This is a genomic window from Flavobacterium sp. UBA4197, from assembly GCF_002379575.1.
Lineage (GTDB): Bacteria > Bacteroidota > Bacteroidia > Flavobacteriales > Flavobacteriaceae > Flavobacterium > Flavobacterium inviolabile.
In genome coordinates, this window is sequence record NZ_DFUB01000018.1 from 241617 (window position 1) to 256392 (window position 14776).

11 protein-coding genes are annotated in these 14776 nt (G+C 40.5%); 7 read left to right on the forward strand and 4 right to left on the reverse strand.

Annotation, left to right across the window (positions count from 1 at the left end):
• The first annotated feature begins 34 nt into the window (after nucleotides 1-34).
• Nucleotides 35-916, forward strand: coding sequence for a hypothetical protein (locus tag B3394_RS11150; protein WP_273243523.1), 882 nt, complete (start codon nucleotides 35-37; stop codon nucleotides 914-916).
• Here the strand turns inward: B3394_RS11150 and B3394_RS11155 are convergent.
• On the reverse strand, nucleotides 899-4621 hold the full coding sequence (locus B3394_RS11155) for a metallophosphoesterase (RefSeq protein WP_286920784.1): 3723 nt from the start codon (nucleotides 4619-4621) through the stop codon (nucleotides 899-901). The genes B3394_RS11150 and B3394_RS11155 overlap by 18 nt on opposite strands.
• Before the next feature lie 25 nt (nucleotides 4622-4646).
• Between B3394_RS11155 and B3394_RS11160 the strand changes: the two genes are divergently transcribed.
• The gene (locus B3394_RS11160; RefSeq protein WP_286920791.1) at nucleotides 4647-5834 is read left to right on the forward strand and encodes a Pycsar system effector family protein; all 1188 of its coding nucleotides are present in this window, start codon (nucleotides 4647-4649) and stop codon (nucleotides 5832-5834) included.
• Between the two features lies 1 nt (nucleotide 5835).
• Here B3394_RS11160 and B3394_RS11165 read toward each other — a convergent pair whose 3' ends face one another.
• The gene (locus B3394_RS11165; protein WP_286920794.1) at nucleotides 5836-8202 is read right to left on the reverse strand and encodes a GAF domain-containing protein; all 2367 of its coding nucleotides are present in this window, start codon (nucleotides 8200-8202) and stop codon (nucleotides 5836-5838) included.
• 294 nt (nucleotides 8203-8496) lie between these two features.
• Between B3394_RS11165 and B3394_RS11170 the strand changes: the two genes are divergently transcribed.
• The 4 genes from B3394_RS11170 (at nucleotide 8497) to B3394_RS11185 (ending at nucleotide 10982) form a co-directional block, all read left to right on the forward strand.
• On the forward strand, nucleotides 8497-8814 hold the full coding sequence (locus tag B3394_RS11170; RefSeq protein ID WP_177733543.1) for a hypothetical protein: 318 nt from the start codon (nucleotides 8497-8499) through the stop codon (nucleotides 8812-8814).
• A 103-nt stretch (nucleotides 8815-8917) separates the two neighbouring features.
• Nucleotides 8918-9571 carry a hypothetical protein gene (locus tag B3394_RS11175; RefSeq protein WP_286920823.1) on the forward strand — a complete coding sequence of 218 codons (654 nt, stop codon included), beginning with the start codon at nucleotides 8918-8920 and terminating at the stop codon, nucleotides 9569-9571.
• Nucleotides 9550-10326 carry a sensor histidine kinase gene (locus tag B3394_RS11180; RefSeq protein WP_177733544.1) on the forward strand — a complete coding sequence of 259 codons (777 nt, stop codon included), beginning with the start codon at nucleotides 9550-9552 and terminating at the stop codon, nucleotides 10324-10326. The genes B3394_RS11175 and B3394_RS11180 overlap by 22 nt, the downstream gene beginning before the upstream one ends.
• Nucleotides 10314-10982 carry a response regulator transcription factor gene (locus B3394_RS11185; protein ID WP_177733546.1) on the forward strand — a complete coding sequence of 223 codons (669 nt, stop codon included), beginning with the start codon at nucleotides 10314-10316 and terminating at the stop codon, nucleotides 10980-10982. Before B3394_RS11180 ends, B3394_RS11185 begins: the two co-directional genes overlap by 13 nt.
• A gap of 449 nt (nucleotides 10983-11431) precedes the next feature.
• Here B3394_RS11185 and B3394_RS11190 read toward each other — a convergent pair whose 3' ends face one another.
• Nucleotides 11432-12694 carry a DEAD/DEAH box helicase gene (locus B3394_RS11190; RefSeq protein WP_286920845.1) on the reverse strand — a complete coding sequence of 421 codons (1263 nt, stop codon included), beginning with the start codon at nucleotides 12692-12694 and terminating at the stop codon, nucleotides 11432-11434.
• A gap of 61 nt (nucleotides 12695-12755) precedes the next feature.
• The gene (locus B3394_RS11195) at nucleotides 12756-13790 is read right to left on the reverse strand and encodes a formimidoylglutamase (protein WP_177733551.1); all 1035 of its coding nucleotides are present in this window, start codon (nucleotides 13788-13790) and stop codon (nucleotides 12756-12758) included.
• 101 nt (nucleotides 13791-13891) lie between these two features.
• Between B3394_RS11195 and B3394_RS11200 the strand changes: the two genes are divergently transcribed.
• A complete protein-coding gene (locus tag B3394_RS11200; RefSeq protein WP_177733552.1) occupies nucleotides 13892-14767 on the forward strand; it encodes a hypothetical protein in 876 nt (291 codons plus the stop codon).
• The last annotated feature ends 9 nt before the right edge of the window (nucleotides 14768-14776 follow it).

Sequence of the window (14776 nt, forward strand, 5' to 3'; positions counted from 1 at the left end):
CCGTTTAATAACGATTAACCGTAGTAGTATAGCCATGAAAACGATAAAAATCTCCTTTTTTATTTTAAGTCTGTCGGTTCTTTTTTGTTGTAATGACCGGAAAGAATTACCCGTTTTGTTCCCATTGCCTAAAAAATTAAAAGAAGTTTCAGGAATCACCACATCCCATTCCGGGAAACACCTGTGGGTTATAGAGGACAGCGGCAATAAAAATGAATTGTACCGACTGGATCCGGAAGGGAAGGTCGATCATACGCTGGTTGTGCAGAATGTTAAAAATACCGACTGGGAAGATTTAACGACCGACGCGGACGGAAATATGTATATTGGTGATTTTGGAAACAACGATAATATCCGCCAGGATCTGGCAATTTTTAAGGTCAATGCCGGCGATTTAGCGAATACTGCTGTCAATGCCTCTGAGCAGGTCTTTTTTTTCTATCCGGAACAAAAAGAATTCCCGCCTAAAAAAACGGAACGGTTTTATGACGTGGAAGGCTTCTTTATTTTTAAGGATAACTTTTACCTGTTTACCAAAAACAGGAGCAAAGGATTTGACGGGACAACCTTTTTATACCGCGTACCGAACAAACCAGGGAAACATGCCGCAAAACGCTTAGGAACTTTTAAGACCTGTGATATTTTTAACCATTGTGCGATAACCAGTGCGGCAATCAGCCCGGATGGTAAAAAAGTAACCTTGCTGAGTCATACAAAAGTATGGCTGTTTGAAAATTTTAAAGGTGATGCCTTTTTTAATGGAACAATGACCCGTTTGGAGTTGAATCATATGTCACAAAAAGAAGCCATCACCTTTAAGGATGATCATACGCTTTTAATAGCGGACGAAAGAGTAAAGAAAAACGGAGGGAATGTTTATGAGGTTTCGTTAGCGTCCTTAAAAACCAAACCCTAAACCAAACGCAATCCGGCCGTCTTCATTACTTCTGAAATAGGTTACCCGGGCGGTAATCACGTTTAATCCGTTAATCCAGATACCGCCACCGTAGGAATTGTGCCATTTGTCCGAATTTTGTCCGTCCAGCCAGACACGGCCGTAGTCAAAACCGCCAATGATACCATAGGTCATCGGGATAATGCTTTTTCGGATTTTACCCACGCTCAGGCGCAAATCGGAACTTTGGTAAAAAGCCTGTTTCCCTAAGAAACGTTCGTTCCGGAATCCTCTGATGTCATGGTCGCCGCCAATGGTCGCTCCCTGGTAAAACTCATAATTGTCATTCAGCAGGAACTTTCCTTTCAGGATAGTTGCCAGCACCAGCTTGCCTTTGGTATCGATTTTATGGTTAAAATTGATCTTGCTTTCAATAGAAGGGAAGTTCCGGTTCGTTTCGGAAAGGTTCATCTTCCAGCTTCCCAAAACAGAGAATCCCATTCCCATTGTCGGGTTCGAAGGATTGTCGTAATTCTCAAAACTATAGCTAACGTTCAGGCCGCCAAATTGCAGGTTTTCGAATACTTTCGGATTAATGACACCCGGAATATTAATGTAACGGTTTTGAGTATCTTCCACCTCAATGTTTTCAAAAGTCGCTTCAATCTTAATATCGCTGCCGTTTCTGCCTATTTTTCGCAATGCCGGTGCCGCTTTATAGGACTGGATACGCACACGGTTGTAATCCATTCCCAATGCCTCATCGTTATTAACCGTTTCGTTACCGTAACCAAAATGGTTGATCGCAAAATTCGGGCTCGTAAAACGGGCTTCCAGTTCAAACTGCCAGTCCCGGATAACTTTGGTTACCACCGCATTATATGTTAGCTCAAAACCGTGTGTGGCAAAGTAATAATTCGCTTTAAAACCGTGCATACTCGAAAACGGAGCCCTGTTGAATCCGTTAACGGTATAGGAACCCACCATGCCTAATTTAAGCCCGTCATCGGGGTTGTAGCCAATTGTAGGCAGGCTGTTGAAAGCACTGTATTTCGGCTTTTTGTAATCGTAGGTATTGATCTCGTAATCATCTGTTAGAAACTTTCGGGTCTTTTTGTCTACCGTATAAGTGTTCTCTTTTGATTTGAAATCGTAAACAATAACCTTTTTACCGTTTTCAATCTGGTAGGTATCGTGATTCTGACCGCCCAACAAACGAAGCTTAATAGTTGATTTACCGCTGCCTTTCACCTCGAAAATATCGTCGTCGTCCAGACCGTAAACCCATATCTCTTTGGTTTCGTCCGGAGTGTAGGTTTTGGTGTTTGTCACTTCTTCGCCGTCTTTCTTCATGCGCGACGTAATGATGGTTATCTCACCGTCTTTGCTCCTGTCAATAAGGAATTTGTCTTTTTTATCGGTACCCACTACCAGAACGGTTTTGTGCAGTACTTTGTAATATTCGGAGGCATATTTTTCCAGATGTGTCCGTCTTACTTTTAATTTTTGCTTGATCTCGTCAATCGCGGCATCCTGAACTTCCTGCGGCAAATTGGAAAAAGCGGTATCGATATCCTGATCCGTTAAATGCGCACTGATGTAACGCGCCTGTTCGATCCAGTCCTTTTCGGTGGCATTAACCACAAAAGCAAGATCCATCGGGTAAGGTTCCATATTGAACCATTTAACGCTTCTGATGTCTTCGCTGTAACCCTGCATGTGGCGTAAAGCCGGAATGCGCATTAAAGGCGATAGCACCGCACCGTCATATTTGCCGAATGCCTGGTCGCGGTCACGCGGGATCGGACGGTAAACAACCGAATTTCCTTCCTTGTTTTCGGCCCATCGCCACTGGTCGCTGTGGCGGTCCCAGTCGCCGATAAGCATATCAAACAAACGGGCTTTTATATATTCCTTTTCGTTGATTTTATATTTCTCGTCTTTTTTCAGATTCTTTAAAACATCATCGGTGCTCACAATAGCATCCGATTTTCCGAAGCTTTCCAGATCCGTATGTCCGTCGCTCGGACGTTCTTCCACCATATAGAGCTCATCTCCAAAATTGTCGTTGAAACGACCCAGGCTTTGTTGTTTCGGTATATAAAACAGCTTCGGATTGGTATAGCTGACGCCGACAGGTCTGGCAAGATTGCCCACCATAAACGGAATATAAGGATGTGAAGAGGTATAGAAATCCAGTAAAAACGTTTCGGCAAAAGTATCTTCAAAATCATTCTGAACAAACTGGTCCTTAAAAGCGACTGCCTGTAAAAAACGGGAAGCACTCTTTTTTAAGGCTCGCATTACAAACTCTTTTCCGTCCTTATCTTTTAAACGCAATGATTTCGACTGGTGTCCGCCGCCGGCTCTCACCGGGGTTAATCCGCCATATAAAGTATCCAGGGTAGCATTTCGGGCAGTGATCGGAAGGCTGTAGTATTCACGGTAGTGTTTTCCCCATAAAAAGCTGTAAAACCCGCTTTTAGATGTCATTTTTTCAGAATAGATGGCTGCTTTTGTAAACGGAGGAAAGGTTGCCGGATAGGCAGCTGTTTTCGCTTCCGGTTTTGGGGTAATGATATTTTGCTGGTATAAAACCGTATTCTGTTTGTCGAAGAAAGTCAGCACCGCACTTCCGTTTTTATGAAAATCCAGTTTGGCAAAACCGTTGCCGCCATAAGAGAAATCATTCGGGAAAATGGCACGTGCCGCTTCATTTTTAGAACCGGCACCACTGATGATCTGTTTGATATTGTCATTTTCAATATACTGCAGGTTGTGGTCGTGTCCGGAAACGACCAGTACATTGTCCTGTCCCTGAATTAACGCTTTGATCCGTTTGGTTAAGGCGGTATATTGCTTGTTTTGAATGTCCTGCGGACTGATTCCGGAAGTTTTCCGGATCAGGTTAATCAGCGAACCAACAAAAGGAAGCGGGATGTCTTTTTCAAGCGGATAGAGTTCTTTTCGCAAGGAAAACTGACCGCCATGGGAACCGTTGCTCATTAACGGATGGTGGATGGCCAGTACTACCGTTTTATCCTGGTTCTTGTTTAAAAGGCTTTCCAGTTCTTCAAAAAAATCCTCACGGGTTTTAATGGTACAGTTGTCGTTAATGGTTGGGTGCTCGTCCCAGTTTTCCAGGTACCATTCGCTGTCAACCGCAATTACCGTAACCTGGTCGTTGATTTTCAGGTTGTCAATCGGGCAGCCTTTTCGGGGAAGAAAGCCCTTTTTGTCGTTAAGGTAATCGGCAACATATTTTTCCTGTCTTTCCAGTCCTTTTACACCGCTGTACCAATCGTGGTTTCCGGGAATAAAAACCGTTTTTCCGGCAAAGCTTCCGGAAAGTTTCAGCTGGTTGTCCAGTTTTAGTTTTGCCAGTTCCTGCGCCGCCGCATCCTGAGAATCGGGGAATCCGTACGGATAGATATTGTCGCCTAAAAAGAGTAAGGTAGTATTTTTATCGGTTTTTTGCAGCTGTCCGTTTAAAGAAAGGAGCGTTTGTTTTCCGCTTTCTTCATCGGCATTTCCGGCATCGCCCACCAGAAAAAGGGTATGGGCAATGTCCCCGGTTTCCGTTGTTTCGGGACGAACCGGATGGGTAATGTTTTTACCGGTTTGAATTGTGTGAGTAGCGCATGACTGAAATAATAATAGGAGCAGGATATACTTAACTAACGTATTATTTCGTTTCTTATAAATGCTTAACCAAAACAATTTCATAATTTAGAGGTGTAAAAATTAGCTTATGAATATTACAGAACAGGCGGAAAATTTTGTTTTCGCCCTACTCAAAGATAAACTTTCTATTTCATATACTTACCATAATTTTAATCATACATTACGGGTGGTAGCTGCTGCAAAGCAATTAATTGATAATGAAAAAGTTGACGCCGGTACAGCGGAGCAAATAATCATAGCCGCATGGTTTCACGATACAGGCTATGTGAAGGGATGTAATGAACATGAAGAATGCGGAACCGGCATTGCCGGGAAATTTCTGAAAGAACACGGTAAGGACGATGCTTATATTGAAGCGGTAAAAGCGATTATCCGGGTTACCAAAATAGATAATGAACCGGAAAATCTGGTACAGAAAATCATTAAAGATGCCGATTATTATCATTTTGCTGCCGACAATTATCTGGAATTGAGCGATTTGCTTCGGGAAGAATGGAAACTGACCGAAAACAGGGTTTTTACCGATCTGGAATGGGCGATGGGCAACCGGAAAATGATGGTGCAGAGCCATCGTTATTATACGGATTATGCAAAAGAACACTGGCAGCCTAAAAAGGAAAGCAACATTATTGCCTGTCAGCGGATCATCCAGAAACTGACCGAAGAAAAAGCGGATTCCAAATCCAGTATCAAGAAAAAAAAGCTGGAAAAACTGGAACGGCCGGAACGCGGCATCGATACAATGTTTCGCGTAACACTGAACAATCACACCCGCCTTAGCGATATTGCCGACAGTAAAGCGAATATACTGCTATCGGTAAATGCAATCATTATCTCGGTTGCTCTTTCCACTCTGGTGCCCAAACTGGACAGCCCGAGCAATGCGCATTTGATCATACCAACGTTTACGATGATCGTGTTCAGCGTACTGTCGATCATTTTTGCCATTTTGTCCACACGTCCCAAAGTGACCAGCGGGACTTTTACCCGTAAGGATATTGAAGATAAAAAAGTGAACTTACTGTTTTTCGGGAATTTTTATAAAATGCCGATTGACGAGTACATCTGGGCCATGAATGTCATGATGAAAGACCGGGATTATTTGTACAATTCGATGATAAAAGACTTGTATTACCTGGGATTGGTACTGGATAGAAAATACAAATTACTGCGTATTACCTATACCATTTTCATGATCGGAATTATTTTCTCGGTAATCGTGTTTGTTCTTGCTTTCCGTTCGCTGGGCGTCTGAATTATTTAAGTTCGTCCAGTAATTCCTGATAGCTATACGTTTTTGGAGTGCCTTTATACGGCTTGTTGTTCACTTTAACACGCAGTGCCTTTAAACCGGATACTCCCTGCAGGCTTTCCACATCGAAACTTTCTACGGTTTCTTCCAGAATACCTTTAAACTGAAGGAACTGAATGTATTTTTTATATTCGGTTTCTTCATAAAGATGGGAATATACGATCGTTATTTTGCCCTGTTCCGTAATGCGTTCCGTTTTTCCTTTAATATTCGCTTTGTCGATCCGTTTTTTAACCACTTCATAGCGGGCATTGTAAGTGCCGTCTATATCAAAACGCTTTTCGTCCATACGGAAACGAATGGAAATAGGGGAGCTGAAAACTAAAATTAACGAAGTTACTTCCAGCTGAAACGGCAGTGACAGCTTGAGGTGATCGTGTTCCATTTCCATTTCGCATAAGGCCTGTAATTGCCATAGGCGCAGGTTTTGGAGAAACATCAGGTCAAAGTTTAACTGCGGCGCAATACTGGCACCAATATACAGGTTGTGTTCTACACCATCTGTTTTAAAACGTTCGTAATAGTGCGGGAAAATAGCCTGCGCTTCAATTTGTTTGGCATCCAGTATGGAAGCCATTTTTTTATTGGTCAGCGACAGGGCCAGGTCGAATTTTTTACGGGCTTCATAAAACGTTCCGGTTTTCGGATCCAGTTTTTCAAAATAGCTGTCGATACTCCGGGTTTCGGTATTGTTGGCTCTGGCATTTTTCAGGATCGGATGGATTTCGTTCTGGATATAGCTCTGGATCTGCTGTTCCGTATCGGCTTTTAGCGAAATTGCCAATTCCTGTAATAAGGTTTCCATTTCAAATTTCCGTTGTTCCAGTATCATTAAATTGATATTGGACTTCATCATTTCAAAAATGTTTAAAATCGTTTCGAGCTGATTTCTCAGATCTTCCTGTACGGTTTTGTTACGGGCATCGGAAGAGCCTTTAATGTCGATCTGGCCGTAAAGCGGATAGACATTTTTAAAAACGATTTCCTTAAAGATATATTCTTTCTGCTGACTGTTGTCGATCAGGTAATTTTCGGCTTCTTTTTTGAATTTCCAGTATACGCTCGGGTGGATGGCGGTATATTCTTTTTGAATAACTGCTTCAATATGGTTTTGCCATTCCGAATTATAGCGGTCCAGAGTGTCAATAATATACGGCATGATCAGTTCCAGCTTGTTTGCATTTAAACTGTTCAGTTTGCCCGGCATTGAGGACGCCAGTTCGATAATTCCTAAAATCCGGTCATCTTTTACCACCGGCGCCAGGATACAGCTTTGGATATTTTGTGCCAGTAAATGATTGCCCAGTGTTTTGTCTTTGGCCGCGGCTACAAATTTGGAAACGTTGGATATCGTGAAGTATTTCTTTTCACTGATTAAGGTTTCAAACGAGCATTCGCAAAGCGCGTTCTGGCAATCATAATCCAGCTTGTCGGAAAGGATCAGGCTGTTGAGCTTCTTGGTGGGAACCTGCTCAAATTTTTGTTCCTCACTGTTAAACGGGGTAAAGCCTATTCTTAAATCGGCGATTTTATAAATCGAGCGAAAGATGGTTTCAATACTGTTATCGTGATTCAGGTTGCTTTTGTCCGGTCGTAACAGATTGCTTTTTAAGTTGGAAACCGAATTTTCAATAGTGGCATCAAACAGGATGACTATCCCGAAGCCTTTTAATATCCAGCTTTCCTGCGGGAATTTTTCTTTCCAGAGTTCAAAATTGTCAAAATTGTCAATAAGCTGGTCAATGTCTTCTTCCGATAGTTTTACCGATTTTTCAGTAGGAATGATTTCCATAAAATCGGCATTATACATAATGCGGTAATGTCTGATAATTCCGTTTTTATCCGGAATGTCGTAAAAAAGCGGGCGGCTAAAGTCGAAATCCCGGCCATAAAAGGAGTTCAGGATCAAACAGCAGTTCATGACATAAAACTGATGCTGATCAAAATCACGAATGGTCATGTCAAAGTCTTTACCGGCTTCGCTGAGTATTTTTTTAAAACGTTCGGTATAATTGAAAGTGATATTCTGGAAAGGAATGGTCACCGCTTTAATTTCATTGTTGGTTAAAGCAGTGGGGAACAAATCGGCCAGTAAATTGTGAATCAGCTTCTCCTGTTTTTCAATCTGCCGGTAGGTTGTGATGCCTTCCCGTAATTCCGGAAGCTTATCGGCTTCTTTTAATAGGGCCTTTGCATAATTTGAACGGTAATCAGCCTCATCCGACTGGGCAATATTTTCCAGTGTTTCCAGTACTTTGTGAAAGGAAACCTTGATTTTAAAGGGGCTGTCGGGGAATTGGTTCAAATTCATCTTCATTTCATTTGTGACTGTAAAAATACTAATAAATATGGAATTAATCCGGCTTCCTGCTTTTGAATTTGCAAGGTGTAATCAGGTAAAAATACCGGTATTTTCTTAAGGATAAATACGTACTATTGCCTTTCTTTTCTACATCTTCGTTGCCTTGTTTTCTGCCTCTTTTGCGGAAAACAGGGTCGGCAACCTGTGTGAATGCGTATTTATACGTAATAAATTACGTATTTAATGGTATTTTCAGTGATAGCTACTCTCCCTAATTTCGCTTCAAATTTTAATATTATAAACATGGAATTTAGTAAAAATTCAGGCGAAGAGATTAGTTTAGGTTTAGGAGTAACGTATGTAAAGGCTTTCCGTGCAAATAACCCGAAAGGAGTAAAAGCTTTTGCTGTAGGCGCTACTCACTTGCAGGCTATACTTGATCAGGAAGGGTGTGAAGGGATTCGGATCTATAACGGATTTAATGAAGAAGAAAACAGTCCGAATATAGTAGTGGTAGGTGTCGATTGTGAAGGAAGAGACATGGTACAGGGAAAACTACTGGACAGAGGAATCAAATGCCCGGATATGTGCGATATCATGAGTCCGCTTTTCCAGGATTAATGAGCATTATTTGCTAAAAATGAAATTTAAACCTGTTGGTGAAATCAACAGGTTTAAGTTTTTATATATTTGCGTAATTTTCAGACCCCCAATACAGTACAATTTGAGACCAGTATATTTAATAGCGCTGATATCACTCTTTATAGGATTTATTCCTATTGTTTTGTTTTTGATACGGAAACAGAAAAAGAGGCTGTCGATACAAACCTTATACCTGGAGCCTTACGTTTGGCTCATTCTGATATCCAGTGTATACGAACTCATTTGTACACTCATCTTTAAACTCAATTCCGATGTCTGGTTCCGGACGTACCTGTTGCTTGAGTTTATGGCGTTGTTTTATTTCTTCTTCAACGTTTTTAAAAACCGTTACCGCTTTTTATTTTACTTTTTCGGTGCCGTTTTCCTGCTAACCTTTATCGGATTGCTCTATGTTTGGAACGATTGGAATAATTTAAAGACAGATTCCTATTTATCGCTCATTGAAGCCATTTTTGTCTATACTTTTGTTATTCTGTGGTTTAAAGATGTCTTCTTAAACCTGACCGAACAGTACTTGTGGAATTTTCCACTTTTTTACTTTATATCTGGCTTTATATTCTATTTTTCCGGTACCTTATTTCTATTTTTGATGGGTGATTTAATCTATGAAAGTCCTGAAGTAATTTTCGAGGATTTTTGGGTGTTTAATATCATTTTGAACATTATCAAAAATATATTTTTAATGATAGGGATATGGAAGGAGCAGAAGAAATAAGAATCGTTTTCTGGTTGGGAACATTGGGAATGCTGTTTCTGGCTTTTGGATTGTTATCACTGGTATTGTATTACCAGAATCATTTCTCCAAGATGAAACGGAAAGAGACAGAGCTTTTGCTTAAAACCTCACTGGAAACCGAAAAGAACGAAAGAAGGCGAATTGCGGCCGACCTGCACGACAGTGTTTCCGGCGATCTGAATTCTATTCGTAATTATCTGACCATATTAAAAAAGAAAGATACCAGTGCCGAGAATCATGAGATTTTTGATGAAATCAGGATGGGTGTGGAGATGGCTTTGGAAAATACCCGTAAGGTGTCGTATAATCTGATGCCGCCGTTATTGGAAACATTTGGTCTGGTTACGGCTTTAAAAGATTATCTGGACGGACTGTCCAGGAAAACGGAAATTGCTTTCAGGGTAGAAAGCGAAACGGAAGAAGTTACCTTGTCTGCCGCTGTGGCGTATGAGTTATTCCGTATCGTTCAGGAGCTTACCACGAACATGATTAAATACGGTGCAGTATCGGAAGCGACAGTAATACTTGGTTTTACCGATACAAATTTTAAAATTATGATCGTGGATAACGGGATTCCGTTTAACTTTGCCGGGCTTTTGGCAACTTCAAAAGGAACCGGAGTAAAAAATATCAACTCAAGGCTCAAAATTATAGGAGCGGAGTTTGTACAGGATACTGTCGAAAAAGGAAATAGTTTCACCATTTTATTAAAGAAAGAAAAGTGCTTAGAGTAGGAATAGTTGACGATCACAAACTTTTTAGAAAGAGTCTTGCTCTTTTAATCGGTTCGTTTAAAAACACCAAAGTTGTTCTGGAAGCCCAAAACGGGAATGATTTGCTGGAACAGCTGCAAAACAATCCTATTGATTTGCTGTTACTGGATATTCAGATGCCGGAAATGGACGGCTTTGAAACGTGTGAGTATGTACGGACACATTATCCGGACATGAAAGTACTGATCGTTTCCCAGCTAACGACTAAAGAGAGTATCCATAAAGTAATGGAACTGGGCGCGCACGGTTTTTTTACCAAAAATTCCGATCCGGAGCAATTGGAGAATGCCATTAAAAGCATTCATGAAAAGGAATTTTATTTCGGGCAGGAACTGGGCGTGGTTTTAAGAGAAGCGATCCTTTGGGAAAAGAATAACAAACTAAAGGTGGCAGCATCTTCGATCTCTATTTCCGACAGGGAAATGGATGTTATCCGCATGGCCTGCAAAGAGCTGAGCAGTATTGAAATTGCCGACCAGCTGCACATCAATGTCCGGACCGTGGAAACGCACCGTAAGCGTATCATGGAAAAAACAAATTCAAAAAACTTCATCGGCGTTATTTTATTCGCCTTACGCCATCAGTTACTTTCCATAGAAGAGCTGAATCAGCCGTAGTTTTTTACGGCAAATACCTTCGCATCCGGCTGTATTCCTCGAAAAGAAGTGTTTTTCGGGATGAAAAAGCAGTATTTCTACGTATTGTTTGTTGCACTTAAATTTATGAATTTTGCCCTAATAGAGTTTTTCATTTAGTAAGTTTAAAAAGACCATATTAAACCTTATTGATTTATTAACTGTGTGTTCCTAAACTTTTTAAGTTGATAGCAAAATATGGTCTTCTTTACACATCGAAAAGGTGTATTTTAGTTAGTGAAGTTCTTTTAATTTTGGGTTAAAATGCTGGGCGGAGAACTGTTCAGCATTTTATTTTTTTATGATTTCCGAAAAATATTGTTTAATATACAATAAGTTTTTATTTGCATATCTTTAGTTTTTTTGAACAAAAGCAGCTCCCTGAGGAGCTGCTTTTATTTTTTATAAAGGATTGTAAGTTTGTTGGAAACTTAGTACCAGCGTTTTTTGTTTTTCTTGGATTCCGGTGATTTTCTTGATTTGGAACCCGCATTTTTATTCTTGTTTCTAAGATCCGGTTTTGCCGTTTTGGCAGCCGCTGCAGCTTCTTCTTCTTCTTTCCACGGATAAGGCTGATCGGTAACCACTTTGATTTTCTGACGGGTTAATTTTTCAATATCCTGCCAGTAGGTTTTTTCGTCTTTACTGCAAAATGAAATGGCAAGTCCGGAATTTCCGGCACGTCCGGTACGACCGATACGGTGTACGTAGGTTTCCGGAATGTTGGGTAAATCAAAGTTGATCACATATGGTAATTGCTCGATATCGATACCCCGGGCAGCAATATCGGTCGCTACCAATACGGATACCTCTTTGTTTTTAAAATTATCCAGCGCACGCTGTCTTGCCGTTTGCGACTTATCGCCGTGGATAGCCTCGGCATTGATCCCGTTTTTCTTTAAAGCTTTTACAACATTGTCGGCACCGTGTTTGGTACGGGTAAATACCAGTACATTGGAAAGTTTATCGTTGCGGATAATGTGGTATAATAATTTGCGTTTGTCTTCTTTTTCTACCAGATATACTTTTTGCTGTACTGTTTCGGCTGTACTGGAAACAGGAGCTACAGAAACATATTTTGGCTGTGTCAGGAATGTATCGGCCAATTCCCGGATAGCGATAGGCATCGTTGCGGAAAACAACAGTGTCTGGCGGTTACTGGGCGTCAGTTTGATGATCTTTTTAACATCGTTAATGAATCCCATATCCAGCATCTGGTCGGCTTCATCCAGTACCAGATGGTGCAGGTGGTTCAAATCGATAAAACCCTGCTTGTGAAGGTCTAATAAACGTCCCGGTGTGGCAACCAGTACATCCACTCCTTTTTTTAGCTGATCGACCTGCGGTACCTGGTTGACACCGCCAAAAATCACTAAAGTCCGGATGTTGGTATATTTACCATAGGTATTGAAACTTTCTCCGATTTGAATGGCCAGTTCCCGCGTTGGGGTAACTATTAAGGTACGAATGTGCTTTACTTTTTTTGAAGAGCCCACAATGCGGTGCAGTAAATTCAGGATAGGAATTGCAAAAGCGGCCGTTTTTCCGGTTCCGGTTTGTGCACATCCTACTAAATCTGTTCCTTCTAAAATAATAGGAATTGCCTGTTCCTGAATGGGAGTAGGGCTTTCATATCCTTCTTCTGTTAAAGCTTGTTGTATATTACGAAGTAAATCTAAGTCTTGAAATTGCATAAAAAAACGATAACTTTTAGTTGTTATCGTTTACAAAAGTAGTTTAAAATATTGAGTTTGTTTATATGTTCAGTTTTGCCTTCATAAAGTCGGTTACCAGATAGGCAATCAATTTGCCCACCAGGTGGTTGTTTTTTTCATTGTCCAGGTCGGGTGCTCCTTCACAAATGTGCAGGTAAGAGGCATTAAGGCTTTGCCCGAAATAATGGATAAACTGGCGCAGCTGTTCGGCAGAGAAACCGCTTAAAGTCATGGCACTGCTGGCAATTCCGGGAATGGCATCCAGATCGATCTCAATCCCGAAAGGTTCGGAAGCGATATGTTTTTTAGCCATTTCCATTTCGGCTTCAAATCCTTTTTCTTTGCGAACGGCGATTTGCTCGTAAGTGTTGTATTTAATTTTTTCGGTAACCTTTTTAATGGCATCCAGTACGCTTTTGGGCGTATAGCTTTCGTGCAGTCCGAAAATAAAGTATTTTTTCAGGAAGCCTTCTTCAAAGGCATACGAAAAGCCATTGCCGCTGTGACGTCCTTCCAGCGCACGGAAATCGGTATGGGCATCAAAATTAATAGCATTTACCGGTTTGCCTTTTGCAAGGGCGAGTCCTTTAATATTGCCATAAGCATTATTGTGACCGCCGCCAATAACAATAGGTGTTTTTCCGGCTTTGATGATCTGGCAGACGATATGGGAAACTTCCTTGTCAATTTTTTCGACAAGTTTAAAAAAGTTCTTACGGTCTTCTTTCGAATGGATGTCCAGTTTGGTGACTTCTTCCATTTCGGCGGAAACATCAATTTTACCTAAAATTAACAATTGGCTTCCTTTGCAAAAACGGTTGTTCTGGATGTTTACGATGCTTTTTAAAGTGCTTTCCCAGGCCGAAGCAGTTCCGGGACGGCCCAAATTGGCACGTACTCCGATATCTTCCGGAATTCCCAGTAAAACAAATTCGGCATCACTGGATTGTACGAATTCCAGTGTATCCATCTCTTTAGGAACGGTTTGAATACGTTCGCCAAATTTTATTTCACCACTGCGATGATTGGTTATTTTAGTTAAATCGTTTAATGTAAAACGGATAAGTTTTTCCATATAAAAAATGTTGCTTCCAAAAATACTATTTTCTATAAAACTTTCGTTAATAACTTAAAGTAATAATTTTATATACATATATTTGAAAAAAAAATGTGACTATGGAAAATCAAAAAAGTAATTCGAGTTTAAAGGCTATTATTGTTGTTTTATCACTGCTGTTAATAGGAAGTTTGGCTTATATGTACAAGATGAGTACTGATAATCAGACTTCTGAGAATAAGATCATGAGTGAGAAAGATAAGCTTAATGAAGAGCTTCAAGCTTCAATTGCAAAATATGATGCCGCTATTGCAGATAACACTTCTCTGTCTACAGAGTTGACTGCAGAAAGAGATAAATTGGTCCAATTGCAAAAAGAGCTTGAAAAATCGAAAGGAGATGCCGCTTCACTGGCTAAATTTAAAAATGATTATCTGCGTTTAAAACGTGAAATGGATAATTTAATGAAGGAGAATGATGTGCTTAAAAAGCAAAATGCAACCTTAACAACACAACGTGACAGTACTCAGGTGGTTTTAAACAATGCCAGAGTAGTAAACGATACTTTGACATCACAAAACGACCAGTTGGCAAAAACCGTTGAAAAAGGGTCTAAACTGACAGTCCTTAATTTACAGACAACAGCTGTGAAACAAAGAAGCTCCGGAAAACAGATTGATACGGATAAAGCAAGAAGAGCAGATGTGTTGAAAGTGAGCTTTACGATCGCTGAAAACCAGATTGCAAAATCGGGAGATAAAACCTATTATATCCAGATTATCGATAGCAAAAACAATGTTTTAGGTGAAAAACGTATTGAGAACTTTGGGGATAAAACCTTAACGTACAGTTTTACTAAAACCGTTAAATATGAAAACAAAACCGTTCAGGTTACTCAGGATCTACCGGTAGAGAATATTGAAGGCGGTACTTTCTTTGTGAATATTTTCGACAAAGCAGAATTAGTATCTAAAACGAGTTTCACTTTACGATAAGCGGAACTA

Coding starts and splice junctions, on each gene's coding strand:
- B3394_RS11150 (WP_273243523.1), top strand. CDS start 35: ATGAAAACGATAAAAATCTCCTTTTTTATTTTAAGTCTGTCGGTTCTT.
- B3394_RS11155 (WP_286920784.1), bottom strand. CDS start 4,621: ATGAAATTGTTTTGGTTAAGCATTTATAAGAAACGAAATAATACGTTA.
- B3394_RS11160 (WP_286920791.1), top strand. CDS start 4,647: ATGAATATTACAGAACAGGCGGAAAATTTTGTTTTCGCCCTACTCAAA.
- B3394_RS11165 (WP_286920794.1), bottom strand. CDS start 8,202: ATGAATTTGAACCAATTCCCCGACAGCCCCTTTAAAATCAAGGTTTCC.
- B3394_RS11170 (WP_177733543.1), top strand. CDS start 8,497: ATGGAATTTAGTAAAAATTCAGGCGAAGAGATTAGTTTAGGTTTAGGA.
- B3394_RS11180 (WP_177733544.1), top strand. CDS start 9,550: ATGGAAGGAGCAGAAGAAATAAGAATCGTTTTCTGGTTGGGAACATTG.
- B3394_RS11190 (WP_286920845.1), bottom strand. CDS start 12,694: ATGCAATTTCAAGACTTAGATTTACTTCGTAATATACAACAAGCTTTA.
- B3394_RS11195 (WP_177733551.1), bottom strand. CDS start 13,790: ATGGAAAAACTTATCCGTTTTACATTAAACGATTTAACTAAAATAACC.
- B3394_RS11200 (WP_177733552.1), top strand. CDS start 13,892: ATGGAAAATCAAAAAAGTAATTCGAGTTTAAAGGCTATTATTGTTGTT.